Source organism: Rhodococcus marinonascens NBRC 14363 (assembly GCF_001894885.1).
Taxonomy (GTDB): domain Bacteria; phylum Actinomycetota; class Actinomycetes; order Mycobacteriales; family Mycobacteriaceae; genus Rhodococcus_F; species Rhodococcus_F marinonascens.
The window spans coordinates 68,358-95,044 of the sequence record NZ_BCXB01000010.1 but is presented as its reverse complement, the minus strand read 5'-3'; the positions used below and the strand labels follow the sequence as shown (position 1 = coordinate 95,044).

Sequence of the window (26,687 nt, the reverse complement as noted above, 5' to 3'; positions counted from 1 at the left end):
GATCACGAAGTAATTGCCGGGTCCCGGACTTCCGGCTCGTCGAGTTCGATCGGATGATCACTGACGCCGAGATCGTCGTACGGGTTGAGGGCGGCGAGTACGAGCGTCACGACGCTGGCGACGAGGGGCTGGAAGACCAGCACCAGCAGGGTCCCGATACCCGGCGCGACCGCGACCACGGTTCCGGTAGCGGTCGTGTCCGGGTGGGGAAATCGCAGCGCGGCCAGACCGAGTCCAGCGAGCGCCATGACGCAGGCTCCGGCCGCACTGCCGGCAAGGACTGCACCGAAAGTGACCGGGCCGCGGCTACGCCGCAGAGCCCATGCCGCGACCGCGGTGAGGATGCCCACCACGAGACCCGCACACGCGAACATCCCGATCGCGTCGAAGCGGTGCACGCTCTCGCCCGTCAGCGCCACCCCCCGGTCGGGTGCGACCACCAGCAATTGTTCAGGCGGCGCAAGCACCCCCCACGCCACGCCCACGAGTGCGCTCACCGTCACCGCCCCACAGAAGATTCCGGCGGCAGATCGAAGCCTGATGCGCGGGAGTGTGTTGACATCCTCCTGGCCCTGAACGGCCGGGATTCCTACGCGGGAACACATGATGTGTCCTCCGTTCGGTGGGTTCCTGCTTCATCGCTGACTGCCCCGGCAAGCCGAAGTCTGACATCTGCTCCACAAGCGTTTAACGACCCTGCCAGCCCGGCAGCGTCGATGATATTCACCGCGGCGTTGTAATCGCGGTCCAGGTGCGCCCCACAGGGGCACCACCAGGTGCGGACATTCAGCGGCTTCTTCCCGTCGACCCGCCCATACTGTGAGCAGGTGCGGGTCGACGGGAAGAAGCGATCAATCTTCACCACCGTCCGCCCATACATGGCAGCCTTCTCCTGAAGTAGCCGCACCAGGGTGGACCACCCGGCCTCATGCACCGACTTCGCCAACCCGGTGCGGACCAGACGGCCACCGCAAGATCCTCGACGGCCACCACTTGGTTCTCGTGGATCAGCCGCCTCGCGAGCTTGTGGTGATGATCGAGCCGGGTCTCGCGCACCTTCCGATGCACTACCGCGACCCGGATGCGCGCCTTGGCACGGTTGTGTGAGCCTTTCTCCTTCCGGGCCAGCGCCTTCTGTGCCCGTGCCACACGTTTCTCCGCAGCCCGCAGGTGCCGGGGTGCGGGCACCTTCTCCCTGGTGCCGTCCGAGCGGGCGATGACCGCCAGATCCGTCAACCCCAAATCGATTCCGGCCACGGTCGGTGCCTGCGGTAACGGCTGTTCGTCTCGTTCCACCACGAACGAGACGAAATAGCGGCCGTCCGCCTCCCGAATCACCGACACCGACGAGGGCTCCGACGGCAATTGTCGGGACCACACCAGTTCGACGTCGCCGATCTTCGCCAACCGCACACACCGAGAGGTGACCGTGAACCCGTTACGGGTCAACCGGAATGCCTGCCGGTTGTCTTTACCGGACCGGAACCGGGGCGCCCCCACCCTGCGACCCTTCCGTTTCCCCGACAGGGAATCGAAGAAGTTGCGGTACGCCCCGTCGTATGTCGCCGCATCCTGTGGTGGTGCACCCCTGTCGATCATCCGGCAGTACTTGGAACAGCAGGGGAGACCGGATTAGAACGGGATCGGCTATCCCGGACCCGAAGGACCTGGCCTGCACCGAAGAATCGTTGGGTCACGTCCCCGACGCTACCGCCGTCCGGGCGCGATCGAGTCGAACACACCGTGGCGGGAGCATTTTGCCCACCATCCGTGCGGGCTGATCTGTACGACCATGCGACGCCCACACGCCTCACAGAAGCGCGGCGGCTCCAGCCCCAGGTGCGCAGCAGTGGGAACGGCGTCGCCCACACCGGCCACCACCCGGCGGCCGGTGAAGGGGTTGTAGCGTTCCTCGGTTCCGCCGCCCGAGGTGATCTCGGCCGAGGTCATCAGAGCGTGTCGTTCAGGGCCTTGATCGGCATCTGCAGATCGACGAGCAGATCGAGATCCTGCTCGGCCGGGCGGCCCAGGGTCGTGAGGTAGTTACCGACGATGACTGCGTTGATGCCACCGAGGATGCCCTGCTTGGCACCGAGATCGCCGAGCGTGATCTCGCGACCTCCGGCGAAACGAAGGATGGTGCGCGGCAGTGCAAGCCGGAACGCGGCCACCGACTTGAGCGCCTCGCTCGCAGGCAGGACCTCGAGATCACCGAACGGAGTGCCCGGGCGCGGGTTGAGGAAGTTCAGCGGAACCTCGTCCGGCTCGAGCTCAGCCAGATTGGCCGCGAACTCGGCGCGCTGCTCGAGGCTCTCACCCATGCCGAGGATGCCGCCGCAACACACCTCCATGCCCGCGTCGCGGACCATGCGGAGAGTGTTCCACCGCTCGTCCCAGCTGTGGGTGGTGACGACGTTCGGGAAGTGCGACTTCGCGGTCTCGAGGTTGTGGTTGTAGCGGTGCACACCCATCGCGGCGAGCTGGTCGACCTGCTCCTGGGTGAGCATCCCCAGCGAGCACGCGATCTGGATGTCGACCTCGTTGCGGATCGCCTCGATACCGGCCGCGACCTGGGCGAGTAGGCGCTCGTCGGGGCCGCGGACCGCGGCGACGATGCAGAACTCGGTGGCGCCGGTCTTGGCGGTCTGCTTGGCCGCCTCGACGAGGCTCGGGATGTCGAGCCAGGCCGCACGAACCGGCGACTGGAAAAGCCCCGACTGGGAGCAGAAGTGGCAGTCCTCGGGGCAGCCGCCGGTCTTGAGGCTGATGATCCCCTCGACCTCGACCTCGGGGCCGCACCACTTCATCCGCACGTCGTGTGCAAGAGCGAGCAGTTCCTCGAGACGGTCGTCGGGTAGTTGGAGAACTTCGAGCACCTGGCTCTCGTTCAGCGCCTCGCCGCGCTCGAGGACTTGCTCACGTGCGAGGGCGAGAATGCCTGTCTGTACTGGGGCCGATGTCACACGTATCTCCTGGAGAGCGGGCCGATCAGGGGCAGCGGATCGACATGAGTAAGAATTGAACACCGTACAAGTTGAACTGCGTTCACGTTAGATCCGTCGTGGGATACTGTCAAAGCCGGGCCGAACGACACCGGCTTTCTTCACGAGAGGGTGATCCGCCAGTGCAACTGCGACGTGGCGACGTACTCGCCGGCGCCATGGCAATTCTCGACGAGTTCGGTCTCGCCGACCTCACGATGCGCAGGCTCGCGGCTTCTCTGGGCGTCCAACCGGGCGCCCTGTACTGGCACTTCCCCAACAAGCAGACCCTCCTCGGAGCTCTCGCCGACAAGATCCTCGAGGATGTCGACGCACCGATCTCCGCCCCCGACGCGGACGCGGAGTTCGTCGAACTGGCGCACCGTTTGCGCGCGGCACTGCTCTCGCACCGCGACGGAGCAGAGTTGGTCTCGGCCACCTATGCGTCCCGCATGACCAACGCCAGGGTCCGAGAGGGCTTCGCTGCGGTCGGACGGCGTTACGGACTGTCCCGCGAGCACGCCGAGTTGGCCTCGTATTCGCTGCTGTATTACGTGCTGGGCCACACGGTCGACGAGCAGTCGCGGGCGCAGATGGAATCGGCCGGCGCCCTCACTCGGGCGGCCCTCTCCCCCGACGCCCCGCACTCGCCCAGCGCGGCGTACGACGAAGATCTGCTCGACGGCGACCCGACGGTCCGGTTCGACTTCGGCCTCTCCCTGTTCGTCGACGGCATTCGTGCGCGGCTGAAGAGTCGCGCACACCCTGCCTAGCAGGCACAATGGTGTTGAAGCCGAGTCGCCCACGAGGACCACTCGGCGCGCCCCGCGACCCAAGGATGACGCGATGACGTCTTCGCTCCGCCGCCGCGCAGGAACCGTTCTCGCGGCGGCACTCGCACTGATGCTCCTCCTTGCCCCCGTCCAGGCAGGCGCGCAGGCCACCGTCGGCCGCCCCGGCGCCGTCGTCTCCTCCTCCCCCATACCGTCCGGCGCGCTGCCCGAGGGCGTCGCCGCCGGTTCGTACGTGACCTACTGGTCCATTGGCCCGCAGGACGAACCGGCGCTGAGCACCGGCGCGGTCCTCCTCCCGCCGGGTGAGCCGCCACCCGGCGGGTGGCCGGTGATCTCGTGGGCGCACGGCACCGTGGGCATCGCCGACGCCTGCGCCCCGACGGTCAGCGGGCCGCTCGCCGGCCCATACCTGGAAACGTGGCTGCAGCAGGGATACGCCATTGTCGCAACGGATTACATCGGCCTAGGGACGCCGGGAATCCATGCGTACCTGGACGGACCGTCGGAGGCGCACGCCGTGATCGACATGGTGCGCGCGGGCCGGGCCGTGACACCGTCCCTGTCGGACCGGTGGGTGGCGCTCGGGCAGTCGCAGGGTGGGCAGGCTGCTCTGTTCACTGCCTCGATGGGAACGACGTACGCGCCCGAACTCGACTTCCGCGGCACCGTCGCAACCGGGGCGCCGTCGAACATCGAGAAGCTGGCGCCGCTGGCCGGCCCGAGTTTCCCCGCGCTGCCGCTCGCTGGGAGCACAGTGTTCATCGCGTACGCTCTCGCTGGCCTCCGCGCCGCACATCCCGACCTGGTCGACAGCTACCTGAGCCCCCTCGGCCGCGACGTTCTCGGCCGCGTCGAGTCGCTCTGCTACGAGGATGCGGAGGCGCAGATCGGGAACCTCACCATCGGCCAGTTGTTGTCGCGGCCGCTCGACGATCCCGCGATGCAGGCGGCATTGCAGCGTTCCCTGGCAGTGCCCGTCACCGGCTACGACCGCCCCCTCTTCATCGGCCATGGGATCTTCGACGAGATGGTCCCTGTAGTGTTCACGTATGCGCTGACCTCGGAGCTGGCGGCCGCGGGCCAGAGCTTCTTGTTCCACACCTACCCCACCACTCACGTCGCGACGATGTACGCCGCCTTGCCCGATACCACTGAGTTCGTCCAGTCAGCCTTCCGGTAAGGGGCCATCGCCGCCGCGATCAAACGCAATCTCCAACGGGGTCGCGGCTCACAGCGCTTCACACCACACTCGGTGTTCCCGTCTGCGGTTACGATCGGCCGCTCTTCATCGGGCAGGAATGGTTCGACGACCAAGTCTCGATCCGCTCATAGTGAAATCCGTCGCCGACCTCACAGCGATCGGCCAGAACTTCGTGTTCAGGACGTATCCGACAGGCCATCTCGAGACCATGCCAACCCCCAACCCGACACGACCTTGTGTGCGAGCGGGGCGTCGTCAGACCCTGCCCTTGACCATGCCGTGCCAGTACATGGCCGGCAGGCCGTAGCGCTTGAGTAGCCACATGTCGCGGCGGTCCTTCGTGGTGTCGATGACCGGGAAGCTCGGTGCCGGATTCAGATCGTAGTCGAACTCGGCAAGCATCATCTTGTCCCGTGCTGTGACGAACGGACACGACGAGTAGCCGTCGTAACTCTTACGCTCACCTGATCCGCGCATGGTCACGAGCAAGTTGGCGACCAGCACGGGGGCCTGCTTGCGCACTGCGGCGCCGGTTTTCGAAGTGGGCAGGTCCGCGACATCGCCCAGTGCAAACACGTTGGGGTACAGGCGATGCTGGAGGGTGTGCTTGTCGACCTCAGCGTATCCGAAGGGGCTGGCCGGATTGGCGAGCGGACTCTCCGCGACCCATTCCGGAGCTCGCTGCGGCGGGACGGCGTGGAGCATGCCCAAAGCGAGTTCTTCCTCGGTACCTGCGGCGTGGTCGGCGATGGTCGCCTTGTGAGATGCCCCGTCCAACGACACCATCTCCGAGATGAGTCGCACCTCGATTCCATATCTCTCGACGATCTCCTCGAGCGCGTGCCGCCAGGAGGGAACGCCGAACATGGAGTCACCCGGGAGGACGAGTATCACCCGGATCTGGTCCAGAATTCCCTGCCGGCGCCAGTAGTCGGAGGCGATGTAGGCGATCTTCTGCGGAGCACCGGCACACTTGATCGGTCCGACGGGCTGGGTGAATATCGCTGTCCCCGAGCGCATGTTGCGGATCAGCTCCCAGGTATGGGGCGCATATTCATAGGAATAGTTACTGGAGACCGCGCCGTGCCCCACCGAGTCCGCCAGTCCGGGCACCCCATTCCAGTCCAATCGCAGACCCGTTGCCATCACCAGATAGTCGTAGCCGATCTCGGACCCTGTATCCGTGGTGACGGTCTGCGCTTCCGGATCGACCGATGTCGCCGCCTCCCGAATCCACTCGACACCGCTCGGGATCAGCTTCGCCTCGATGCGCCGGGTTTCCTTCACCCACGCCTGCCCTGAACCGACCAGCGTCCACAGAGGCTGGTACCAGTGCCGATCAGAGGGCCCGAGCACCGCGATGCTCGTGACAGCGGCACGCCTGAGGCGTGCCGCTGTCGCAATGCCCGCGGTGCCGCCCCCGACGATGAGCACCCGGTACCGGGACACCAATTTTCCTGGGTTGGATGACATGAGAACACTCGTTCGTCTTTGTGACGTGTAGATGCGAGACCGACCGCGTGTTTTCGGATCCGAATGGGCCCGGGATCACGGCTTCGACGCTACTAATACCCCTCCGGGTATTTACGGACGAGCGTATTCCTCGTAAGACGCAATGGTCAAGTACCCCTTAGGGTATTTTTCCAGCCCGGAGGATGGGGCGCACGAAGCCAGCGAACGCTGCGATCTCGACTTTCTCCCATCGCCACTTCCTCTACTCAAGCGGCAGGGAGTATTGGACTCGGTACAAGGTATCCCCATGGGGTACTTGAATACCCCATGGGGTATATGGCATTCTTGTATTCAACACAGGAGAAAGTTCCTGCCCGTCCCGGAGGAGACCGTGATGATTCTCGAGCAGTACTACATCGAATGCCTGTCCCACGCCTCATACTTGATCGGGGACGAGAGCACTGGGCACGCCGTCGTCGTCGATCCGCGCCGCGACATCACCGACTACCTCGACGACGCCCGCGAGCACGGGCTGACCATCGAAGGAGTCATCAATACCCACTTCCACGCCGACTTCGTCTCCGGGCACCTCGAACTACTCGAGGCAACTGGTGCATGGATCGGGTTCGGGAAAGCTGCCGACGCCGACTACCCGATCCGCCGCCTCGCCCACGGCGAGCATATTTCCCTCGGCGAGGTCGACCTCGAGGTCTTGTCGACCCCCGGCCACACCTGGGAATCGATCAGCCTGCTGGTACGGGAGCATCCCGACGCAACACCCACGGCAGTTCTCACCGGCGACTCACTGTTCATCGGCGACGTCGGCCGCCCCGACCTCGTCAACCTCGGCGACGGATCGAACACCGACCTGGCCCGCGCGATGTTCCGCACCCTCCATCGGACGTTGCTGGCACTGCCCGATTCGGTGACGGTGATGCCCGCCCACGGCGCCGGATCGTCCTGTGGCAAGAACCTGTCCGCGGAACTCACCTCCACCATCGGCGAGCAGCGGCGCACCAATCCATCGGTGCAGCCGATGAGCGAGGACGCGTTCGTGGCATTGATCACCGACGGGCAGCCCGCGGTCCCGGCGTATTTCTCCGTAGACGCCGCCCTGAATAAGGCCACCCACGCCGTCCTCGACCAGGATCGCCACATCCCCGCGATGACTCCCGAGCAAGTCCGCCATGCTCTGTCCTCCCCGGACATTCGGGTGGTCGACGCGCGCAGCGTCGACGACTTCGCCGCCGGACACCTGGCAGAGTCGGTCAACGTCGGCTTCGACGGCCGATTCGCCGAAACTGGAGGCATGGTCGCCGAGGTCGGACAGCAGATCGTGCTGATCAGTTACCCGGGCGAAGAACAAGAAGCCGCGATGCGGCTCGCACGCATCGGTTCGGACAACACCATCGGCTATCTGAACACCACCACCGACTGCACCTTCCCCGCTGAGCTCGCGGATCTGGTCCGCACGGCCGCCCGCACGACCGTTTCCGAACTGGACAAGCTCCTGGCAGACGATGCGATCACACTGATCGACATCCGAAACCCCGGTGAACGCGACTTCGGGGTCATACCTGGCGCTCTCCCCATCCCACTCGCCCAACTGACCGCTCGCCTCGGCGAGCTACCCACCGGCAAACCCATCGTCGTGCACTGCGCCGGAGGGTGGCGGTCGAGCGTCGGGGCTTCCCTGCTCCGCGCACACGGCCTCGACAGGGTCAGCGACCTCGTCGGCGGCTACAACGACTGGGCCGATCAACACATCCCCACCTGACCATCTCCGGCACCATCACCGAAAGGATCACCTCATGACCACCAGAAACCTCACTGCCGCGGACTTCGAATCCACCGTCTCTGGTCACGACATCGTGTTGGTCGACTTATGGGCTGGGTGGTGCGGTCCGTGCCGGGCGTTCGCCCCGACTTTCGACAAGTCGTCGAAGGCTCACCCCGACATCGTGCACGCGAAGGTCGACACCCAGGCCGAGCAGGAACTCGGCGCTGCCCTCGGAATCCAGTCGATTCCCACGATCATGGCATTCCGTGAAGGTGTGCTCGTGTACGCCCAACCCGGAGCTCTGCCGCCCGCCGCCCTCGAGAACTTGATCACCCAGATCAGGGCCCTCGACATGAACGCGGTACACGCGAAACTGGCCGAACAGAAAGCATCCGCCGCGAGCGCCTAGTCCTCGTACGGGGGAGCTCGTGCCCTCGAACGGTGCGGATCAAGAACAGTGAGCCGGCGACCCGGCATGAATCGAGGAGAGAAAATGCGGGAAGTCGATATTCCGACCTTCGCCGACGCGTGGGAGACCGGAGCGCCGGTCGTGGATGTGCGAGAAGATTACGAGTACGCGCAGGCACACGTGCCCGGTGCGCAGTGGATTCCACTCGGCGAGCTGGGTACCCGTGTCGCCGAGGTTCCCGACGGGAACATGGTGTACGTGATCTGCGCGTCCGGAAGCCGCAGTCTCTACGGTGCCGACATTCTCCTTGCTGCGGGTCGGCGCGCGGTCTCGGTAGCAGGCGGGACAGGTGCGTGGCTGCGTTCCGGGCATCCCACCGAGAACGGCGCTGCCGGCACATCCACTCTCGGATACAACTCCAAACAGAAGGGTCGACAATGACCACACAACCCGCCAACGCCGCCGAATCGACCGCGCTGGTACTCAACCGCCTCCACCGAGCGCAGGGGCAGCTTGCCGGAGTTATCACGATGATCGAATCCGGCCGGGAATGCCGTGACGTTGTCACGCAACTCGCCGCGGTCTCCCACGCCCTGCACCGTGCCGGGTTCAAGATCGTCGCAGCGCAATTGCGTCAATGCGTCCTCGACGAGCAGGACAGCACGTGCACCGACCGGCTCTCCGAGGAAGAACTCGAGAAGCTCTTCCTCACGCTCGCCTGAACGGTCCCACCGTCCACTCATCTCCGTCCAGGCCTCCGACCGGTGCGACTGTACCGAGAACTCCACTCCCCCTCCGAAATCAGGATAATTCGGCTCGATCTTCGGACGCTGACAACACGCTCACGTCGGTGGTGCGCGGGCAACACATACAAGAGCAGCAGAAGTGGGGCGGCATGCCGGGTCGGTCGGGTGCGCAGTTGTACTTCACAGGAGTCGACATCGTCGATCGTCTCGAGCCGAATGAGCGGGACGTGGTCGCCAATACCGCCCCCGAACGGCCAGCCTCCGACCTCGATGGACGCACCGTCGCGATCCACGACACAGTGTTCCGAGTCCGGCGCCGCTGGCACTCCCCCGCTCAGCGCCAGAAGTGCCAAATACGCCTGGGCGGAGACGAAAGAAGAAGTTGATGGTTACTCAGGATTGCCGTCTGCGCCGACGCTTCCCGTGCGCCCCGATCGGCGACACGACCAGCGCACGTCGTCACCGTCGTCGGCTCTCGGACCCTCGCGATCATCCGGCAGGCCTATGACCGTGGAACCTTCATCCGAGGCTGACTCGCCCAGTTATTCCCGGATACGTGCACGGGTCGACCTCTGGCGCCTGAGCGGCGACGGCTGGCTCGCCCAACTCACCCGCTTCGCTCTTGTCGGAGGGTCCAGCAACGCCCTCTACGCACTCGCCTTCCTCTTCCTCACCGGACACGGATACTTCGTCGCCAACACAGTGGGGGTTACCGCCAGCACAGTCCTCGCGAATGAGCTGCACCGCCGGCTTACCTTCCGCGCCGCGGGCCGAGTGCATTGGTTCGCTGCGCAGTGGGAGGGCGGCACACTGGCGCTACTCGGGCTGCTACTCAGCTCTCTGGTGCTCGCCCTGCTGCACCTGTTCATCCCGACGGCCACGGGAATTGTCCAGGCGCTCCTGGTGATCGCGACCAGCGCCGCCATCGGAGGCTTGCGGTTCCTCGCACTCAGAGGATGGGTCTTCGCCCCCGCAGACCAACCTCGCGACACGGTGGGCCGACCGGAATTTGTGGACCAGAGGGCATGAGGACTTCCTACGTTCGGCGGACCGGGGCCGACCTCGGAAGATGCGCTTCAGGCCTTGTCTCGCCGGAAAAGTTTGTTACCCAACCAGACCAGAGGGTCGTAGCGCTGGTCCGCCACCCGCTCCTTCATCGGAATGATGGCGTTGTCAGTGATCTTGATCCCTTCCGGACACACCTCGGTGCAGCATTTGGTGATGTTGCACAGGCCCAACCCGTACTCGTCCTGCGCGGCGTCACGTCGGTCCGCGGTGTCAAGTGGGTGCATCTCCAATTCCGCGACCCGGATGAAGAAGCGGGGACCGGAGAACGCGGGCTTGTTGTCCTCGTGGTCACGAACTACGTGACAGGTGTTCTGGCACAGGAAGCACTCGATGCACTTGCGGAACTCCTGCGAGCGTTCGACATCGATCTGCTGCATCCGGTACTCGCCCGGCGCAAGACCCGGCGGCGGGGTGAACGAAGGAACCTCGCGCGCCTTCTCGTAGTTGAACGACACATCGGTGACAAGGTCGCGGATGATGGGGAACGCTCGCATCGGCGTGATCGTCACCACCTCGTCCTCCGCGAACGTCGACATCCGCGTCATGCACAACAGACGTGGCTGGCCGTTGATCTCAGCGGAACACGACCCGCACTTGCCGGCCTTGCAGTTCCACCGCACCGCCAGGTCCGGGGTCTGGGTGGCCTGGAGTCGGTGGATGATGTCGAGCACCACCTCACCCTCGTTGACGGGAATAACATAATCCTCGAGGGCGCCGCCGTCGGAATCGCCGCGCCACACCCTGAACCGTGCGTCGTAGCCCATCTCAGCCCTTCCTTCCCGGATGCTCTGCGAGTTCGGCGTCGGTGTAGTACTTGCCCAGTTCGCCGATCTCGAAGAGCGCCAACAGGTCCTTACGCATCGGTGCCTGGCGTTTGCGGGTGATCAGAATGTCCGGTATGGACGCACCGGGATGCGCGGACATGTCCCCGACCGCGCTGCACACGAGCAGGGTGTCGCGCCACTCGGCTTCCATGGTCGGGTGATCGTCGCGGGTATGCCCACCGCGACTCTCGGTGCGCATCAGCGCCGCCCGGGCGACGCACTCGCTGACCAGCACCATGTTCCGCAGGTCTACCGCGAGGTGCCACCCCGGGTTGAACTGGCGGTGGCCCTCTACTTCGACGCCCCAGATACGGGCCTTGATCTCATCGAGTGCGGCAAGCGCCCGCAGAATCTCGTCTTCCTTCCGGATGATGCCGACGAGGTCGTTCATGGTTTGCTGCAGTTCGGTATGAAGGGTGTAGGGATTCTCGGAAGTGCCACTGCCCTCGATCGCAGGGTCGAACGGCGACAACAGCATCCGGGCCGCCGCGTCCACGGCCACAGGAGAGACGACCGGCCGCTTCGACAGCGACTTCACGTATCCGGCGGCGCCGAGACCTGCACGGCGTCCGAACACGAGCAGGTCGGACAGCGAATTGCCGCCGAGTCGGTTGGATCCGTGCATGCCCCCTGAGCACTCCCCCGCCGCGAACAGGCCTGGGACGCTGGACGCTCCGGTGTCGGGGTCGACCTCGATGCCCCCCATCACGTAGTGGCAGGTCGGCCCGACCTCCATCTGCTCCTTGGTGATGTCGACGTCCGCGAGCTCCTTGAACTGGTGATACATCGACGGCAGTCGGCGGACGATTTCATCGGCGGGCATGCGCGAGGCGATGTCGAGGTAGACGCCGCCGTGCGGGGTCTGCCGTCCGGCCTTGACCTCCGAGTTGATGGCGCGCGCCACCTCGTCGCGGGGCAGCAGATCCGGTGTGCGGCGGTTGTTGTCGGAATCTTTGTACCAGCCGTCGGCCTCTTCCTCGGTCTCCGCGTACTGACCTTTGAAGACCGGAGGGATATAGGAGAACATGAACCGGTCGCCCTCGGCGTTCTTCAGAATCCCGCCGTCGCCACGCACGCCCTCGGTGACGAGGATGCCCTTCACGCTGGGCGGCCACACCATGCCCGTCGGGTGGAATTGGACGAACTCCATGTTGATGAGGTCGGCCCCGGCACGCAGGGCCAGTGCGTGACCGTCGCCGGTGTATTCCCACGAATTGGATGTCACCTTGAACGACTTGCCGATTCCGCCGGTCGCCATCACCACCGCGGGCGCTTCGAACAGCACGAAACGTCCACTCTCACGCCAGTATCCGAAAGCACCGGCAATCCTGTCGCCGTCCTTGACGAGTTCGGAGATGGTGCATTCGGCGAAGATCTTGATCCGGGCCTCGTAGTCGCCGGTCGCGGCAAAATCTTCCTGCTGCAGCGACACGATCTTCTGCTGCATCGTGCGGATCAGTTCGAGACCGGTGCGATCGCCGACGTGTGCGAGACGCGGATAGGTGTGACCACCGAAATTGCGCTGGCTGATCCGGCCGTCGGCAGTCCGATCGAACAGTGCCCCGTAGGTTTCGAGTTCCCACACCCGATCGGGCGCTTCGCACGCGTGGAGTTCGGCCATCCGCCAGTTGTTGAGGAACTTGCCACCGCGCATCGTGTCCTGAAAATGGGTCTGCCACGTGTCCTTCTCGTTGGCATTGCCCATCGCGGCAGCGCATCCCCCCTCCGCCATGACGGTGTGCGCCTTGCCGAACAGCGACTTGCAGACGACGGCGACGGACAGGCCCTGTTCGCGGGCCTCGATGACCGCCCGCAGTCCGGCGCCACCGGCACCGATCACCACGACGTCGTAGGTGTGGCGTTCGACTTCCGTCATTCCGCTCCTTCGGTGTTATCGACTGCCTAATGTTTTCGTCCATGCGGTGTTCGGTCAATTGATCAGACGGAGGTCGGTCAGGGTTCCACTGGCCACGAGCATCACGTAGAAGTCGGTGATCATCAGCGTGGCCAGGGTGGTCCAGGCGAATTGCATGTGGCGGGTGTTCAGCTTGCTTATCTGGGTCCACATCCAGTACCGCACCGGATGCTTCGAAAAGTGGGTGAGCCTGCCACCGGTGACGTGCCGGCAGGAATGACACGACACGGTGTACAACCAGAGCAGGGTCACGTTGCCGACCAGGATCAGGGTTCCGAGCCCGATGCCGAACCCGCCGTCCGCGCCGCGGAACGAGCGGATCGCGTCATAGGTGTTGATCAGAGAGATGATCACCGCGAAATAGAAGAAGTAGCGGTGTGCGTTCTGGATGATCAACGGAAGCCGCGTCTCGCCCGAATAGGTGCGATGCGGTTCCGCGACCGCGCACGCGGGCGGCGCCAGCCACACCGACCGGTAGTAGGCCTTGCGGTAGTAGTAGCAGGTGAGCCGGAACCCGAGTAGGAACGGCAGCACCAGGAATCCGAGCGGAATGATCATCGGCAGTTCGCCGATGGGAGTGCCGAAGTCGCTCGAACCCGGCACACACGAATCGCTCAGGCACGGTGAGTAGAACGGTGTCAGGTAGTGGTAGTCCTCGACGAAGTAGGCAGTCCTGACCCACGAACGGATGGACGCGTAGATCACGAACACGGCCAAGCCGAGTGCCGTCAGCAGCGGCGCCTGCCACCACCTGTCGGTACGTAGCGTGCGCTCGGCTATCCGGGCACGCGTCGGGGACCTGACACCAGCTCTTTCGGGATTCTTCGGCGGCGCGCTCATCCGCGCTCGTAGTGGAGCCCGCCCAGACCCTCGTCATCGACGCCCCGCCACATCGCGGCGTCGTACGGGGTATCGGGCACCTTGATTCGCTCCTCCGGTTGGCGGGAGGCACGCGGCGGCGAGGAGTCAAGTTCTCGCGCGTCGATCTCAAGGCGCTCCAGATCGTTGTCCAGTCGCCGCACGGGGGCGGCGTCGCCGTACATCGAACGCAGGGAACCGACGCAGCGCCGGAGGCGGTCGATGGTGCGATTCAATTCAAGCATTTCGGAGGTCGACATGGAACCTCTCCCAACCTCGCCGAATACCACAGTGACGTCTGTCACATTACCGGTATGCGGAGAATCCCGTGCCGATTTCAAGCTGTGGACTGGACAACGACAAGTTTCACTTACCAGCGCGAACGACCGGCGTGTCCTGCTAGTGAACGGCCCTCATATCGCCTGGCTCACGGCCCGAATGCCCACGTTCAGCGTCGACTCCAACCAGGTGCTGTCGAACCACGTGGACGCTGCCGCAGCAAATGATGCAGGCTGCAGGCGCCCGCTGCCCGTAGGGACGGAGCCGACGACGTCGACACCGGTCACGGCGGGCAGGTCGTCGAGATTGCATCGCTCGGCGAGGCCGGGTTCGTCCGGCCACGATCCGATCACCGTTCCAGCGCAGGCGAGCCCGGCGGCCGTCAGAGCCCGGATGGTGAGCTCGGTGTGATTGAGGGTGCCGAGCCCGGCTGCGGCAACCACCACGGCCGGTGCGTCGAGTGCCCGCGCAAGATCGACGAGCGTGAATCCGTCGGCTCCGAGTCGCACCAGCAGACCGCCCGCACCCTCGACGAGCACCAAGTCGTGCTCGGTGTCGAGCGCTCTTACCCGGTCAACGACTTCGGCGCACCGGACCATCGGAAGACCGGCGCGGCGCGCCGCGGCATCGGGAGCGAGCGGATCCGGGTAGCGGGCGAATTCCAGCACCGTCTCGACACCGGACAGCCTCGTCACCTCGGCGAGATCGCCTGGTTCTCCCGGGGAGACACCGGTCTGCGCAGGCTTGCATACCGCAACGGACAGGCCCGCCGCTCGCGCTGCGGCGGCGAGCGCTGCCGTGACCACGGTCTTGCCGACGTCGGTCGACGTTCCGGTGATCACGACGATGCTCACGCCGACACTCCCGCCAGGACGTCCGTCAAGACTGCCTCGATGCGGGCCAATTCGTCTGAGCCGAGCGTCGCCCGCGCGGTGAGCCGCAGACGGGACGTGCCCTCCGGCACGGACGGGGGCCGGAAGCAGCCGACATGCAATCCCCGCTCCCGGCACGCGGCGGCGGCATCGAATGCCCGTTGCGGGTCGCCGAGGATCACGGAAACCACGGCAGATTCGGGAGTCGCGGCGCCGGTGAATCGGGCGAGGTCCCTGGCGCGGTCCAGCACGGACTCGGCGCGATGGGGCTCGAGTCGCAGAATCGTGAGCGCCGCGCGCGCCGCTCCCACCGACGCCGGGGCCAGACCCGTGTCGAAGATGAACGTGCGGGCGGAGTCGATGAGGTGTGCGCGAACCTTTTCCGACGCGAGAACCGCACCACCCTGGCTGGCGAGAGACTTCGACAGAGTCGCCGTCACCACGATGTCGGGTTCGCCCGCGAGCCCCACTTCGTGCACGAGACCGCGCCCGCCGACGCCGCGGACGCCGATTCCGTGCGCCTCGTCCACGACGAGGAACGCACCGTATTCGCGGCATACCCGGTGCAGTGCGACCAAGGGCGACAGGTCGCCGTCCGCGCTGAACACCGAATCGGTGACGACGAGTGCCCGCCCCTCGGTCCGGGTGGCCAGCGCGCTGCGGACGAACTCGATATCCGAATGCCGCGCGACCACGACCCGGGCGCGGGACAACCGGCAGGCGTCCACAAGTGACGCGTGGCTGCCGGCGTCGGAGACGATCAACGATCCGGCACCGGACAGCGCGGTGACGACGCCCAGATTTGCGGCGTACCCCGAAGAGAACACCAGCCCGGACTGGGCACCGACGAACTCGGCGAGTTCCGATTCGAGTAGGTCGTGCTCGGTGGTCGACCCGGTGACCAGACGTGATCCGGTGGCCCCGGCACCCCACCGGCGCAGCGCGGTCATCGCACCGCGCAGCACCTCCGGGTGGCGCACGAGCCCGAGGTAGTCGTTGGACGCCAGATCGATGAGCGCGCTACCGGGCGTGCGGGGACGCAACTCACGGTGCAGGCCGGCGGCACGTCGCTGATCCGCGACGTCGTCAAGCCAAGCAGACAGGGTGTGGTCGGTGCTCACCAACCGCACGATACGTGACTTGAACGGTGTTCAACCCGAATGGGCCCCACTTTTTTCTGGTGTCTAGGGTCGACACCGTGACCTCCACGAGCCTGTCCGTCGACGACGTCTCTGCCCTGGATGCCTCTTTGCTCTGGCATCCGTACGGAGCATTTCCCTCCTCGACGATCCCCCTCGTGGTGGCCTCGGCAACCGGTACCCGGCTCACCCTCGCCGACGGCCGTGAACTCGTCGACGGCATGAGTTCCTGGTGGGCGGCGGTGCATGGTTACCGGCATCCCGCCCTGGACGCGGCGGCGACCGCTCAACTCGAGCGGATGAGTCACGTCATGTTCGGCGGGCTCACCCACGAACCGGCGGCGAGGCTGGCGCAACTGCTCGTGGAGATCACCCCGACCGGCCTGGACAAGGTCTTCCTCGCCGATTCGGGTTCGGTGTCCGTCGAGGTCGCCGTCAAGATGTGTCTGCAGTATTGGCGAAGCCGCGGCAAGCCGGGCAGACATCGACTGCTCACATGGCGTGGCGGCTACCACGGCGACACGTTTGCGCCCATGAGCGTCTGCGACCCCGACGGCGGCATGCATTCGCTGTGGACCGACGTCCTGGCACGGCAGGTGTTCGCGGGGCCGCCGCCCCGCGAGTTCGACCCCGGCTACGTCGCGGATTTCGAACGTCTCGTGGAGTTGCATTCCGGCGAACTGGCAGCGGTCATCGTGGAACCGGTGGTGCAGGGCGCCGGCGGCATGCGGTTCCACGACCCCCGGTATCTGTCGGAACTTCGACGGATCTGCGACGAGCACGAACTGCTGCTGGTGTTCGACGAGATCGCCACCGGATTCGGCCGGACCGGCGAACTGTTCGCCGCCGATCACGCCCGGGTAAGCCCTGACATCATGTGCGTTGGCAAGGCCCTCACCGGCGGATACATGACGCTCGCGGCCACCCTCTGTTCCACCGACGTCGCGGAGACCATCAGTTCCGGCGATGCAGGTGGGTTGATGCACGGTCCGACATTCATGGCCAATCCGCTCGCCTGCGCCGTCGCGGTGGCGTCGATCGAACTACTGCTGTCCCGGGACTGGCGAGGCGAGGTCACCGCCCTGAACACGCAACTCGAGTCGGGTCTCGCGCCGGCCACGGAGTTCCCCGGCGTCCGGGACGTGCGAGTGCTCGGCGCCATCGGAGTGATCGAACTCCTCGAACCCGTCGATATGAGGACGGCCACCGACGCCGCCGTGGCGTCCGGGGTGTGGTTGCGGCCGTTCCGGAACCTGATCTACGCCATGCCGCCCTACGTGTGCACCGCCGAAGACATGCGGATTATCACAGCGGGCATGTGCGCTGCCGCAGAAAGCCAGAGCGCCGACTGACGGGCTCGGCCGTCGAACCGAGAGCAAACCGGCCGCGGGCACTACTGTTTTCGATATGGACCCGAGCGACTCGGCAGGGACCACCCCTTTCGGGGTGTGGCCCGGTAACGCCTATCCCCTGGGCGCCACATACGACGGGGCCGGGACGAACTTCTCGCTGTTCTCCGAAGTCGCCGAGGCTGTCGATCTGTGCCTGATCGCCCGGGACGGCACAGAAGCGCGGATCCGTCTCGAAGAAGTCGACAGTTACGTGTGGCACGCGTATCTACCGACCGTCGCTCCCGGTCAGCGCTACGGCTACCGTGTCCACGGACCGTACAACCCGGCGGCCGGACACCGCTGCGATCCGAGCAAGCTCCTCCTCGACCCCTACGGTAAAGCTTTCGACGGCAGCTTCGACGGCGATCGCTCCCTGTACTCCTACGACGTCGAGGACCAGGTGGACCGCCCCGAGGTCGTCGACACCGAAGATGACGACGTCGAAAACGTCGACGACTACCCGGAGGGGCATTCGAGCTCCGAATCCACGGCGGAAGCGGAGAACGCGGAATCCGCGGAACCCGCTTTGCCCGGACACGATTCACTCGGCCACACGATGACCACCGTGGTGATCAACCCCTTCTTCGACTGGAACAACGACCGCGCGCCCAAACGCCCATACCACGAGACAGTGATCTACGAGGCTCACGTCAAGGGCATGACGGCGAGCCACCCCGGCGTTCCGGAAAATCTTCGTGGAACCTATGCGGGCCTGGCCCATCCGGTGATCATCGACCACCTGGTCGGGCTCGGTGTCACTGCAATCGAGCTGATACCGGTGCACCAGTTCATGCACGACCAGACCCTGCTCGATCGCGGGCTGCGGAACTACTGGGGATACAACACATTCGGCTTCCTCGCCCCGCACACCGAGTACTCATCAGCGGAGAAACCGGGCGTCGCGGTGTCGGAGTTCAAGTGGATGGTCCGGACGTTCCACGAGGCGGGTATCGAAGTGATCCTCGACGTCGTCTACAACCACACCGCCGAGGGCAACCATCGCGGTCCGACCATCTGTTTCCGCGGCATCGACAACGCCGCCTACTACCGACTCGTCGACGGGAATGCCGGGCACTACAAGGACTACACCGGTACGGGGAACAGCCTTGACGCTCGGCACCCGCATACGCTGCAGCTGATCATGGACTCACTGCGATACTGGGTCACGGAGATGCACGTCGACGGATTCCGATTCGACCTCGCGTCCACGCTCGCGCGCGAACTGCACGACGTCAACCGCTTGTCCGCGTTCTTCGATCTCGTTCAACAGGATCCGGTCGTCAGTCAGGTCAAACTGATTGCCGAGCCGTGGGATATCGGTGAAGGCGGCTACCAGGTGGGCAACTTCCCGGGCCTGTGGACGGAATGGAACGGCAAGTACCGGGACACCGTCCGCGACTACTGGCGGGGCGAGCCTGCGACTCTCGGCGAGTTCGCGTCCCGTCTCACCGGGTCGTCCGACCTCTACGAGGCGACAGGCCGGCGCCCCGGCGCGAGCATCAATTTCGTGGTCGCTCACGATGGGTTCACGCTGCGCGACCTGGTGTCCTACAACGAAAAGCACAACGAGGCCAACGGCGAGAACAACAACGACGGAGAGAGCCATAACCGCTCCTGGAACTGCGGTATCGAGGGGCCGACGGACGATCCGGACATCCTGGACCTACGGGGGCGCCAGAGCCGGAACATGCTGGCTACGCTGATGCTGAGCCAAGGCACTCCGATGCTGGCGCACGGCGATGAAATGGGCCGCACCAAGCATGGCAACAACAACGTGTACTGCCACGACTCGGAGTTGTCGTGGATCGACTGGTCTCTGGCGGACACCAACGCCGACCTGGTCGAGTTCACCACACGAGTGATCGCGCTACGGAAGCACAATCCGGTGTTCCGTCGACGCCGGTTCTTCGAGGGCACACCCATCCGCAGCGGCGACCAGACCCGCGACATCGCCTGGCTCACCCCGTCCGGTGAGGAGATGACGCCCGAAGACTGGGACAGCGGATTCGGAAAGTCACTGGCGGTCTTCCTCAACGGAGAGGGCATCCCCGAACCCAACCAGCGCGGAGAGCGGGTTGTCGGCGACTCGTTCCTCTTGTGTTTCAACGCGCACGACGAAGGAATCGGGTTCTCCACTCCCGATTCGGATTACGCCGAGGCCTGGACAGTCGAACTCGACACGTCGGTACCGACGGGGGCGAAGAAGTCGGTGATCAAGGCCGGAGATCAGCTGCAGATCGAGGCCAGATCGCTTGTCGTGCTGCGCCGGACCACCTGAACCGAGGACGACGATGTCCATCACGGCTACGTACCGACTCCAATTACACTGCGATCCTTTCACTCTCGCGGACGCTGCCGCCGTGGTCGGCTACCTGGACGACCTCGGGGTCTCGCATGTCTACCTGTCACCGATCCTGACAGCAACCACTGGATCGACCCACGGCTACGACGTGACCGACGTGACTCGCGTGTCCCCCGCGCTCGGCGGTCGTGAGGCGCTACTGGCGCTATCGGAGGAGTTGCGTGGCCGCGGCATGGGAATCGTCGTAGATCTCGTCCCCAACCATGTCGGCGTTGCGAAACCACACGAGAACGCTTGGTGGTGGGACGTCCTCACCCACGGTCGCCGGTCCGAGTACGCCGAGTTCTTCGACATCGACTGGCACGAGGACAACGGTGCCGGCGGCCGGCTCGCGCTCCCCGTGCTCGGGTCGGATGCAGATCTCGAAACCCTCACACACGACCGCTCCGGCACCGAACCGATGCTCGCGTTCCACGAGCATCGGTTCCCGATCGCGCCGGGCACCGATGGTGCGGACCCACGATTGGTGCACGACGCGCAGTCCTACCGTTTGGTGCCGTGGAACTCTGGGCTCGTCGGGTACCGACGGTTCTTCGCAATCAGTGATCTTGCCTGTATCCGACAGGAGGATTCGCGGGTGTTCGAGGCTTCGCACCGTGAACTCCGAGATTGGGTGCGCAGCGGACTGATCGACGGCGTGCGCGTCGACCACCCGGACGGGCTGTCCGATCCGGCGGGGTACCTCGACCGGCTACGCACCGTGATCGGCGCGGACCGCTGGCTCGTGATCGAGAAGATCCTCACTCACGCCGAACCACTGGACGACCACCTGCCGATCGACGGCACCACCGGCTACGACGCACTGGCCGAACTGGGCGGCGTGTTCCTCGACTCATCGGGGGCGGCCCCGCTCACCTCCTTGTCGGCCTCCCGGACCGGTGACCGCGGGGATGCAACGTGGATCCACGAGCAGGAGGTGTCGATCAAGCGCACAGTCGCCACCACTGTCCTCGCACCCGAGGTCAGGCGACTTGTGCGCGTGATCCTCGCGGAGACCGGCAGCGAGTGCAGCAGCGATCTTCTTCGCGACGCCGTCGTGGACGTCATCGCGGCCATGCCCGTGTACCGGTCGGACTACAGCCCTCTCACCGGGCTGGCAAAGCGCGTGATCGGCGACGTCGCCCGACGCGTTGCGCACTGGGCCGAACCGCTCGACGCGCTCGCTGCAGCCCTGATCAACCAGAGCGAGGCGGCCACTCGTTTCCATCAAGTCTGCGGCGCGGTGATGGCGAAGTCGGTGGAGGACTGTCTGTTCTACCGCACCGCCCGCCTGGTGTCACTTCAGGAGGTGGGCGGCGACCCGGCAAGAATGGGCATCGCACCCGCCGAGTTCCACCTCGCCAGCGCCGAGCGCGCCACCAGGTGGCCGAGGGCCATGACGACGCTCTCGACCCATGACACCAAACGCGGAGAGGATGTCCGAGCCCGGATCGGCGTCTTGACGCAGGTGCCCGACCTGTGGGCCGGATGCGTCGATCGGTGGGAGCGGATCGCCCCCAGTCCTGATCCCGCCACCGGTCTCTTCTTGTGGCAGAACATGTTCGGAGTGTGGCCCGTGGACAGTCGGGCTGCGGCCGAAGTGCCCGGATTCCGAAACCGCATCCACGCCTACGCGGAAAAGGCTGCCCGCGAAGCCGGAACCCGTACATCCTGGAACGACGTCGACTCGGACTTCGAAGCCGATCTCCATCTCTGGCTCGACACCGTGATCGACGGAGCGGTAGGGATGTCGATCGGTTCACTGTGCACCCAGCTGGCACCGCACGGATGGTCCGATGCCCTGGGCCAGAAACTGCTCCAACTCTGCGGCCCGGGTATCCCGGACGTGTATCAGGGCAGCGAACTCTGGGAGGACTCCCTCGTCGATCCGGACAATCGCCGGCTGGTGGACTACGACGAGCGAAGGCGCGTCCTCGCGGACCTGCAGAATCCACCCGTCGACGCGACGGGTGCGGCGAAAATGCACGTCGTCCGGGCGGCTCTGAAACTACGGCGGGAGCGTCCGGACTCGTTCGTCGGCGGGGAGTACACCCCGGTCTTCGGGACCGGGCCTGCCGCGGCCCACGTAGTGGGGTTCGCGCGGGGTCCCGCGGGCGGGTCGCCGGACGTTGTCGCAGTAGCGACCCGCCACAGCGTCAAACTCGGCGAACGGGGCTGGGACGACACCGCCGTCGTACTGCCCGGTGGAACATGGACCGACCGTCTCACAGGCGAGACCGTCCACACGGCCGACGACGCCGGCCCGGTGCCCGAATCCCGGGCCGAAGCCCTCTTCGCCACCTATCCGGTGGCATTGCTCACCCGCCCACGACACGGCCGTTGACCTCGGCGGGCGACTGCCTACCCGAGGTCACATCACGTGAGGTAAAGAGCGTTCACCTCGGTTTCCTGCGAGCTGCTCCAGCCTATTGCATTCCTTCGAGTCATCTGCAAAGATTTCCGCTCAATAACGAATCAGTAACGTATCAATGACGGAGTGTCAATATATGTTGAGTAGAAGAGCCTTTCTCGGAAGTGCACTCGGTGCGGTGGCCCTCGGGGCACCGATTCTGTCGTCAGTCGCTCCGGCTCTCACCCCTCGCGCCCGCGCCGCTACTACCCTCCGCACGAAGGTGGTCAACGCCACCGGCACCTTCGGCAACAGTGCGATCAAGATGTACATTCCCGGTGAAGACCTCGCCACCGGACAGCAAGGATTCGTCAATGCCAGCGGGGTCTTCGTACCGGTCCCCCAAGATGCCGCTGACGGCACCGTCCTCGACCTGGCGATACCGATGTCCAACACCGGAGACACAGATTTCGTCTTGCCCCAGATGTCGGGGCGCATCTACTTCGCAATCGACGGCGACTTGGCGTTCAAAGCCGTCGTCGACGAACACGGTATCCGCAAGTTGCAGTACCCAGCCGGCTGGGTTGAGAGCGACGACAGCTACTCGGTGATGTACGACTGGATGGAATTCACCCTCGACGACGCCGGAATGCACTGCAACAACACAATGGTCGACAGTTTCTGCCTACCATCGGCCATTCGGCTGGAGGGAGCAGCGTCGCAGACCTCCGGCGAACTCGTCCCCGGTGGCCGCGAAAGAATCTTCTCCGCCATCGCGAGGCAGCCGGACCACAAGAATCTCATCATCGGTGACAACCTGCGCGTGATCTCCCCCGGCCATGGCATCGATGCCGGGCTGTTCCCGGCGGACTACTTCGACGAGTACATCAACGAGGTGTGGAAGAAGTACGCCACCACCGATCTGCTGGTGACCAACGAGGGCAGGGGTGTCACCTACACCGGGCGAGTAGAAGATGAGGTGCTTGTCTTCGACAAAGGCGTGGCACCGATCCCCAAACCAACCACCCGTGACGTGTTCTACTGCGACGGGGCACTGGTGGCCCCGAACGACGGCCTGTCCGGACCGGTCGCCGCGATAATCGGCTCCGCCTTCAACCGAGGGACGCTGCTCGACCACTCCGATCAGCCCATCAGCGACCCCAAGCTCTTCTACAAACCCGGCATCACCAACCACTACTCGCGGATCATGCACGAGAACACCGTAACCGGTAAGGCATACGGGTTCGCATTCGACGACGTAGGAGCCCCCGGCGCTGGAGAAGGCGATGGAGATGGCTTCTCGACCCTCATCCAGGACGCCAACCCGAGCTCCTGCACGATCACACTGACCGATCTCTCCTCGGGCCCGGTTCCTGGTGGAACCGATCCTGGCACCGGCGGCGGAACCACTCCCAGCACCGGCGGCGGAACCGACCCCAACACGGGCGGCGGAACCAATCCCGGCCCCGGCGGTGTATCCACCGGCAGCACAGGGCTGAACTTCGGCTCGTAACCACCAGTGTCTCGTAACCACCAGTGTTCAGAGAAGGCGGCGGCAAGCCGCCCGTCGTGTGACCTCAGCACCGCCCGCACCACGCGGGCAACAGGTACTGCCACGGCCACGGGAAGACATGCACCACACGGTGCGGGTCTTCCCGTGGCAGGACGCGCTCTTGCACGTTTCCTGTGGCGGTCAGGCCATCTCGGGGACGTGCAGGTGTGCGATCGCTAACTCGAACTCGCCCGTCTCGAGCACCTCGGCGTTCGCCTCACGCACTGTTTCGGACCTGATCTCGTCGACGCGTTCCATGTTGCGTTCCATCGCCTCGCGGCTGTCGAAAGTCAGCGACGACACCGAACGACCGGCAGCGTGGTCGAGCAAGAGACTGGCGCTGCAGAAACCTTCGAGTTCCTCCATCTTCGGTAGCCCTGCCAACTTCCACACGTCGACGACACGGTCCGTGTGGACCGGCTCCGTCTTGACCCACGTGACGCGGCAGAATGCCCCGCGATCCGAGTTGTGATCGCGGTGCATCGCGGCGATGTCCCACCTCGACACCTCGGCTGTGCCATGGAAGATTTCGGCGGCCTCGTCACGCAACTTCCGCACCGGTCCCTCGCTCGCGCGCAGCGATTCCTCGTCCCGCCACGAACTGGTCGCGATGCACCGACCCGAATCGCGATCGACCAGCAGGGACATTCCGAGGGAACCCTCGACGTCCGCCAGCGCGGGCATCACGACATCGCGTACGTGCTTCATCCCTTCGTCGATGAACGACGGATGCGCTTGAATTGTGGTTGAGCGTGCAAACACGATCGTCACCCTTCCTTGTCGAAGGCGGCGCCACAGGCGGCGTCGCCCGTCAATCCCACGTGTTTCACACTCCTCCGCAACGGCGGCTGAGGCAATGGCCGAGCATGTGAATGCCGAGATGGGTACGAACCTACGTCCGCACTCGCGTGGTGAGAGCGGCGGATCGCGCCCATCGACGCCGACCGGGCGCCTCGACGGCGCGCGGATCGTGTGCTCGAGCACCCACGAGACGGCTCGAGGCGACTCCCAAGTAATTAGGATGCGACACCTGCCGGCTTGTGCCAGTGTCTGAACCATGACGACCGACACCGGGATCATCGTCCGAACCGCAGGCGAGCAGGACTGGAGCAACCTTCTGCTGCTGGACGAAGTCGGGTTCGGCACCCCGTACACCCCGGAGGCCATCGGCATGTGGCGAGAACTCGTCGGCGTCGATCGCCCGATCATCGCGATCGACGGCGAGGCCGTGGTCGGGGTAACGATGGACTTTCCGATGACCGTCACCGTTCCCGGCGGGGCGGCGGTGCGCGCAGCGGGGATCACCGCCGTCTCCGTCTCACCCACTCACCGGAGGCGGGGAATCCTCCGCTCCCTGTACACCGAGCAGCATCGGCGGATTCGGGCGACGGGCGCGGCGCTGTCGGTGCTCACCGCCAGCGAGGGCGGGATCTACGGGCGGTTCGGGTACGGCCCCGCTACCATCGTGTCGTCGGTGAGCATCGACCGCCGCTTCGCCGCTCCCCATCCGAAAGCCCCCGACCCGGGCGGGGTGCGCATCGTTCGACCGGCCGATTCCCGGACCGCGATCACCGACGTCTACGACCGCTGGCAGCGGGCGACACCCGGCGCGCAAGTTCGGCCCGACGTCCTGTGGGATCAGCTGTTCGTCGATCGCGAGAGCGACCGCGACGGCGGTACCAGCCTGTTCGTCCTCCTCCACGACGACGGCTACGCACTGTATCGCCGGGTCGGCGGGGAGGACGACGGGATGGTCGCCCGGATCCAGGAGATGCGGGCCGTCACCGACGACGCGCACGCGGCACTGTGGCGAGCGTTACTCGGTCTCGACCTGATGCGCAGCATCGAGACGACCCTCGCACCCTGGGATCCACTGCCGCAGTTGCTCACCGACAGCCGTCTGGTCCGCACCAGGTCGCGGCACGACGAGTTGTGGGTGCGGATCATGGATACTCCTGCCGCCCTCGAGGCCCGCACCTACCAGTGTGACCTCGACCTGGTACTACAGGTCGACGACGGATTTCTCGATGCCGGCGGCTGTTTTCGGCTGGTCGTCCGGGACGGCCGCGCGAAGTGCACCCCCACCGACGACTCCCCTCAGGTCGTCGTCGACCTGGATGCGCTGGGCAGCCTGTATCTCGGAGCGCATCGGGCGCGGACGTTCGCGGCGGCCCATCGGCTCTGGGCCGACACCTCCGAAACGCTCAGGGTGGTCGACCACGCCTTCGACTCGGACCGCAGCGCCCAGATGGGCTGGCCGTTCTAGGGCACGCTGCCCTCGATGTCGAGTTTTTGATTCATCACTCAAAGCGGCTCAAAGCAGAATGGGCAGGCACCGGACGAACGCCGCGCATCCTGTACACACAGAGTCTTCCCCGCTACCCCATCGCGCTCCGGCCCTACGAATTGGGGTGTTCGCGCCCTACGAATTGGGGTGTTCCACCCATGCGTCGGAACCCGGAAAGACGAGCGCCTCGTGACCGTCGTCGTACCGGACGAGGTACGGCGGTTCCCCGTTCTCTCCGTGCACTTCCACCACCTCGGCGGTCTGCGCGTGTGCCCCGACAACTCGGCCCTGAACGTGCAACCTGTCTCCCACTGCTACCTGCATGACTGCTCCTCGTGGTGCTCGACTCGGTATTCTCGTCACTCTCAGCTTGCTACTTCCGGCGTCGCGGCGAAAGGGCCGACTCGCCGAGTGCGTCCTGCGTGAGATTCCAGGCCGGGGCATGCTG

General features: G+C 65.2%; 27 protein-coding genes. 13 read left to right on the top strand and 14 right to left on the bottom strand.

Annotation, left to right across the window (positions count from 1 at the left end; all coding sequences use genetic code 11):
- Positions 1-2 precede the first annotated feature (2 nt).
- From RM2_RS09460 to bioB, 5 genes are all read right to left on the bottom strand, one after another.
- Positions 3-605 (bottom strand): DUF2567 domain-containing protein, encoded by a 603-nt coding sequence (locus tag RM2_RS09460; protein ID WP_072688570.1) that lies wholly within the window; start codon positions 603-605, stop codon positions 3-5.
- A complete protein-coding gene (locus RM2_RS25880) occupies positions 590-880 on the bottom strand; it encodes a zinc ribbon domain-containing protein (protein WP_139277716.1) in 291 nt (96 codons plus the stop codon). Before RM2_RS25880 ends, RM2_RS09460 begins: the two co-directional genes overlap by 16 nt.
- Positions 859-1,599: an RNA-guided endonuclease InsQ/TnpB family protein gene (locus RM2_RS23850; protein WP_139277715.1), complete on the bottom strand. Its 741-nt coding sequence runs from the start codon at positions 1,597-1,599 to the stop codon at positions 859-861. The genes RM2_RS25880 and RM2_RS23850 overlap by 22 nt, the downstream gene beginning before the upstream one ends.
- A 108-nt stretch (positions 1,600-1,707) precedes the next feature.
- A complete protein-coding gene (gene bsaP / locus RM2_RS09445; RefSeq protein WP_072688569.1) occupies positions 1,708-1,950 on the bottom strand; it encodes a biotin synthase auxiliary protein BsaP in 243 nt (80 codons plus the stop codon).
- Positions 1,950-2,963, bottom strand: a complete 1,014-nt coding sequence (gene bioB / locus RM2_RS09440; RefSeq protein ID WP_072688568.1) for a biotin synthase BioB — start codon at positions 2,961-2,963, stop codon at positions 1,950-1,952. The genes bsaP and bioB overlap by 1 nt, the downstream gene beginning before the upstream one ends.
- A gap of 161 nt (positions 2,964-3,124) precedes the next feature.
- Here bioB and RM2_RS09435 point away from each other — a divergent pair, with 161 nt between their 5' ends.
- A complete protein-coding gene (locus tag RM2_RS09435; RefSeq protein WP_072688567.1) occupies positions 3,125-3,754 on the top strand; it encodes a TetR/AcrR family transcriptional regulator C-terminal domain-containing protein in 630 nt (209 codons plus the stop codon).
- Positions 3,755-3,827: 73 nt separating this feature from the next.
- The gene (locus RM2_RS09430; protein WP_072688566.1) at positions 3,828-4,955 is read left to right on the top strand and encodes a lipase family protein; all 1,128 of its coding nucleotides are present in this window, start codon (positions 3,828-3,830) and stop codon (positions 4,953-4,955) included.
- A 276-nt stretch (positions 4,956-5,231) separates the two neighbouring features.
- Here the strand turns inward: RM2_RS09430 and RM2_RS09425 are convergent, their stop codons facing one another.
- Complete coding sequence (locus tag RM2_RS09425) at positions 5,232-6,449, bottom strand: NAD(P)/FAD-dependent oxidoreductase (RefSeq protein ID WP_072688565.1); 1,218 nt, start codon at positions 6,447-6,449, stop codon at positions 5,232-5,234.
- Positions 6,450-6,822: 373 nt separating this feature from the next.
- Between RM2_RS09425 and RM2_RS09420 the strand changes: the two genes are divergently transcribed.
- The 6 genes from RM2_RS09420 to RM2_RS09395 all read left to right on the top strand — a co-directional run bounded on the left by RM2_RS09420 (position 6,823) and on the right by RM2_RS09395 (position 10,392).
- Positions 6,823-8,205 (top strand): MBL fold metallo-hydrolase, encoded by a 1,383-nt coding sequence (locus RM2_RS09420; protein WP_072688564.1) that lies wholly within the window; start codon positions 6,823-6,825, stop codon positions 8,203-8,205.
- 34 nt (positions 8,206-8,239) lie between these two features.
- Positions 8,240-8,617: a thioredoxin family protein gene (locus RM2_RS09415; RefSeq protein ID WP_072688563.1), complete on the top strand. Its 378-nt coding sequence runs from the start codon at positions 8,240-8,242 to the stop codon at positions 8,615-8,617.
- An 84-nt stretch (positions 8,618-8,701) separates the two neighbouring features.
- Positions 8,702-9,058, top strand: coding sequence for a rhodanese-like domain-containing protein (locus RM2_RS09410; protein WP_072688562.1), 357 nt, complete (start codon positions 8,702-8,704; stop codon positions 9,056-9,058).
- Positions 9,055-9,339: a metal-sensitive transcriptional regulator gene (locus tag RM2_RS09405; protein WP_072688561.1), complete on the top strand. Its 285-nt coding sequence runs from the start codon at positions 9,055-9,057 to the stop codon at positions 9,337-9,339. Before RM2_RS09410 ends, RM2_RS09405 begins: the two co-directional genes overlap by 4 nt.
- 128 nt (positions 9,340-9,467) lie before the next feature.
- Positions 9,468-9,749, top strand: a complete 282-nt coding sequence (locus RM2_RS09400; RefSeq protein WP_072688560.1) for a hypothetical protein — start codon at positions 9,468-9,470, stop codon at positions 9,747-9,749.
- A 118-nt stretch (positions 9,750-9,867) separates the two neighbouring features.
- Positions 9,868-10,392, top strand: coding sequence for a GtrA family protein (locus RM2_RS09395; protein ID WP_084721708.1), 525 nt, complete (start codon positions 9,868-9,870; stop codon positions 10,390-10,392).
- Between the two features lie 47 nt (positions 10,393-10,439).
- On the opposite strand, the gene RM2_RS09390 is transcribed toward RM2_RS09395, so the two are convergent.
- The 6 genes from RM2_RS09390 to RM2_RS09365 all read right to left on the bottom strand — a co-directional run bounded on the left by RM2_RS09390 (position 10,440) and on the right by RM2_RS09365 (position 16,300).
- Positions 10,440-11,195, bottom strand: a complete 756-nt coding sequence (locus RM2_RS09390; protein ID WP_072688559.1) for a succinate dehydrogenase/fumarate reductase iron-sulfur subunit — start codon at positions 11,193-11,195, stop codon at positions 10,440-10,442.
- A 1-nt stretch (position 11,196) separates the two neighbouring features.
- On the bottom strand, positions 11,197-13,131 hold the full coding sequence (locus RM2_RS09385) for a fumarate reductase/succinate dehydrogenase flavoprotein subunit (RefSeq protein ID WP_072688558.1): 1,935 nt from the start codon (positions 13,129-13,131) through the stop codon (positions 11,197-11,199).
- Positions 13,132-13,185: 54 nt separating this feature from the next.
- Positions 13,186-14,010 carry a succinate dehydrogenase subunit SdhC gene (gene sdhC, locus RM2_RS09380; RefSeq protein ID WP_072688557.1) on the bottom strand — a complete coding sequence of 275 codons (825 nt, stop codon included), beginning with the start codon at positions 14,008-14,010 and terminating at the stop codon, positions 13,186-13,188.
- Positions 14,007-14,288 (bottom strand): Rv0250c family protein, encoded by a 282-nt coding sequence (locus RM2_RS09375; protein WP_072688673.1) that lies wholly within the window; start codon positions 14,286-14,288, stop codon positions 14,007-14,009. Before RM2_RS09375 ends, sdhC begins: the two co-directional genes overlap by 4 nt.
- Before the next feature lie 153 nt (positions 14,289-14,441).
- Positions 14,442-15,161, bottom strand: coding sequence for a dethiobiotin synthase (gene bioD, locus RM2_RS09370; protein WP_072688556.1), 720 nt, complete (start codon positions 15,159-15,161; stop codon positions 14,442-14,444).
- Positions 15,158-16,300 (bottom strand): 8-amino-7-oxononanoate synthase, encoded by a 1,143-nt coding sequence (locus tag RM2_RS09365; RefSeq protein ID WP_072688671.1) that lies wholly within the window; start codon positions 16,298-16,300, stop codon positions 15,158-15,160. Before RM2_RS09365 ends, bioD begins: the two co-directional genes overlap by 4 nt.
- Positions 16,301-16,377: 77 nt before the next feature.
- Between RM2_RS09365 and RM2_RS09360 the strand changes: the two genes are divergently transcribed.
- The 4 genes from RM2_RS09360 to RM2_RS09345 all read left to right on the top strand — a co-directional run bounded on the left by RM2_RS09360 (position 16,378) and on the right by RM2_RS09345 (position 23,913).
- Entirely contained in the window at positions 16,378-17,670 is a 1,293-nt protein-coding gene (locus RM2_RS09360) for an adenosylmethionine--8-amino-7-oxononanoate transaminase (RefSeq protein ID WP_072688555.1), read from the top strand.
- 55 nt (positions 17,671-17,725) lie between these two features.
- Positions 17,726-19,987 carry a glycogen debranching protein GlgX gene (gene glgX / locus RM2_RS09355; RefSeq protein ID WP_072688554.1) on the top strand — a complete coding sequence of 754 codons (2,262 nt, stop codon included), beginning with the start codon at positions 17,726-17,728 and terminating at the stop codon, positions 19,985-19,987.
- Between the two features lie 13 nt (positions 19,988-20,000).
- Positions 20,001-22,394 (top strand): malto-oligosyltrehalose synthase, encoded by a 2,394-nt coding sequence (gene treY, locus RM2_RS09350; RefSeq protein WP_072688553.1) that lies wholly within the window; start codon positions 20,001-20,003, stop codon positions 22,392-22,394.
- A 163-nt stretch (positions 22,395-22,557) separates the two neighbouring features.
- On the top strand, positions 22,558-23,913 hold the full coding sequence (locus tag RM2_RS09345; RefSeq protein WP_072688552.1) for a beta-1,3-glucanase family protein: 1,356 nt from the start codon (positions 22,558-22,560) through the stop codon (positions 23,911-23,913).
- Positions 23,914-24,093: 180 nt separating this feature from the next.
- Here the strand turns inward: RM2_RS09345 and RM2_RS09340 are convergent, their stop codons facing one another.
- Positions 24,094-24,723, bottom strand: coding sequence for a hypothetical protein (locus tag RM2_RS09340; RefSeq protein WP_084721707.1), 630 nt, complete (start codon positions 24,721-24,723; stop codon positions 24,094-24,096).
- A gap of 286 nt (positions 24,724-25,009) precedes the next feature.
- On the opposite strand from RM2_RS09340, the gene RM2_RS09335 reads away from it, so the two are divergent.
- Positions 25,010-26,218 (top strand): enhanced intracellular survival protein Eis, encoded by a 1,209-nt coding sequence (locus RM2_RS09335; RefSeq protein WP_072688551.1) that lies wholly within the window; start codon positions 25,010-25,012, stop codon positions 26,216-26,218.
- A gap of 156 nt (positions 26,219-26,374) precedes the next feature.
- Here the strand turns inward: RM2_RS09335 and RM2_RS09330 are convergent, their stop codons facing one another.
- Positions 26,375-26,563 carry a DUF1918 domain-containing protein gene (locus tag RM2_RS09330; RefSeq protein WP_072688550.1) on the bottom strand — a complete coding sequence of 63 codons (189 nt, stop codon included), beginning with the start codon at positions 26,561-26,563 and terminating at the stop codon, positions 26,375-26,377.
- Between the last annotated feature and the right edge of the window lie 124 nt (positions 26,564-26,687).

Bases quoted from the DNA above. Each gene is read 5' to 3' on its own strand.
- RM2_RS09460 (WP_072688570.1), bottom strand. From the start codon at position 605: ATGTGTTCCCGCGTAGGAATCCCGGCCGTTCAGGGCCAGGAGGATGTC.
- RM2_RS25880 (WP_139277716.1), bottom strand. From the start codon at position 880: ATGTATGGGCGGACGGTGGTGAAGATTGATCGCTTCTTCCCGTCGACC.
- RM2_RS23850 (WP_139277715.1), bottom strand. From the start codon at position 1,599: ATGATCGACAGGGGTGCACCACCACAGGATGCGGCGACATACGACGGG.
- bsaP (WP_072688569.1), bottom strand. From the start codon at position 1,950: ATGACCTCGGCCGAGATCACCTCGGGCGGCGGAACCGAGGAACGCTAC.
- RM2_RS09430 (WP_072688566.1), top strand. From the start codon at position 3,828: ATGACGTCTTCGCTCCGCCGCCGCGCAGGAACCGTTCTCGCGGCGGCA.
- RM2_RS09425 (WP_072688565.1), bottom strand. From the start codon at position 6,449: ATGTCATCCAACCCAGGAAAATTGGTGTCCCGGTACCGGGTGCTCATC.
- RM2_RS09420 (WP_072688564.1), top strand. From the start codon at position 6,823: ATGATTCTCGAGCAGTACTACATCGAATGCCTGTCCCACGCCTCATAC.
- RM2_RS09415 (WP_072688563.1), top strand. From the start codon at position 8,240: ATGACCACCAGAAACCTCACTGCCGCGGACTTCGAATCCACCGTCTCT.
- RM2_RS09410 (WP_072688562.1), top strand. From the start codon at position 8,702: ATGCGGGAAGTCGATATTCCGACCTTCGCCGACGCGTGGGAGACCGGA.
- RM2_RS09405 (WP_072688561.1), top strand. From the start codon at position 9,055: ATGACCACACAACCCGCCAACGCCGCCGAATCGACCGCGCTGGTACTC.
- RM2_RS09395 (WP_084721708.1), top strand. From the start codon at position 9,868: ATGACCGTGGAACCTTCATCCGAGGCTGACTCGCCCAGTTATTCCCGG.
- RM2_RS09390 (WP_072688559.1), bottom strand. From the start codon at position 11,195: ATGGGCTACGACGCACGGTTCAGGGTGTGGCGCGGCGATTCCGACGGC.
- RM2_RS09385 (WP_072688558.1), bottom strand. From the start codon at position 13,131: ATGACGGAAGTCGAACGCCACACCTACGACGTCGTGGTGATCGGTGCC.
- sdhC (WP_072688557.1), bottom strand. From the start codon at position 14,010: ATGAGCGCGCCGCCGAAGAATCCCGAAAGAGCTGGTGTCAGGTCCCCG.
- RM2_RS09375 (WP_072688673.1), bottom strand. From the start codon at position 14,288: ATGTCGACCTCCGAAATGCTTGAATTGAATCGCACCATCGACCGCCTC.
- glgX (WP_072688554.1), top strand. From the start codon at position 17,726: ATGGACCCGAGCGACTCGGCAGGGACCACCCCTTTCGGGGTGTGGCCC.
- treY (WP_072688553.1), top strand. From the start codon at position 20,001: ATGTCCATCACGGCTACGTACCGACTCCAATTACACTGCGATCCTTTC.
- RM2_RS09345 (WP_072688552.1), top strand. From the start codon at position 22,558: ATGTTGAGTAGAAGAGCCTTTCTCGGAAGTGCACTCGGTGCGGTGGCC.
- RM2_RS09335 (WP_072688551.1), top strand. From the start codon at position 25,010: ATGACGACCGACACCGGGATCATCGTCCGAACCGCAGGCGAGCAGGAC.
- RM2_RS09330 (WP_072688550.1), bottom strand. From the start codon at position 26,563: ATGCAGGTAGCAGTGGGAGACAGGTTGCACGTTCAGGGCCGAGTTGTC.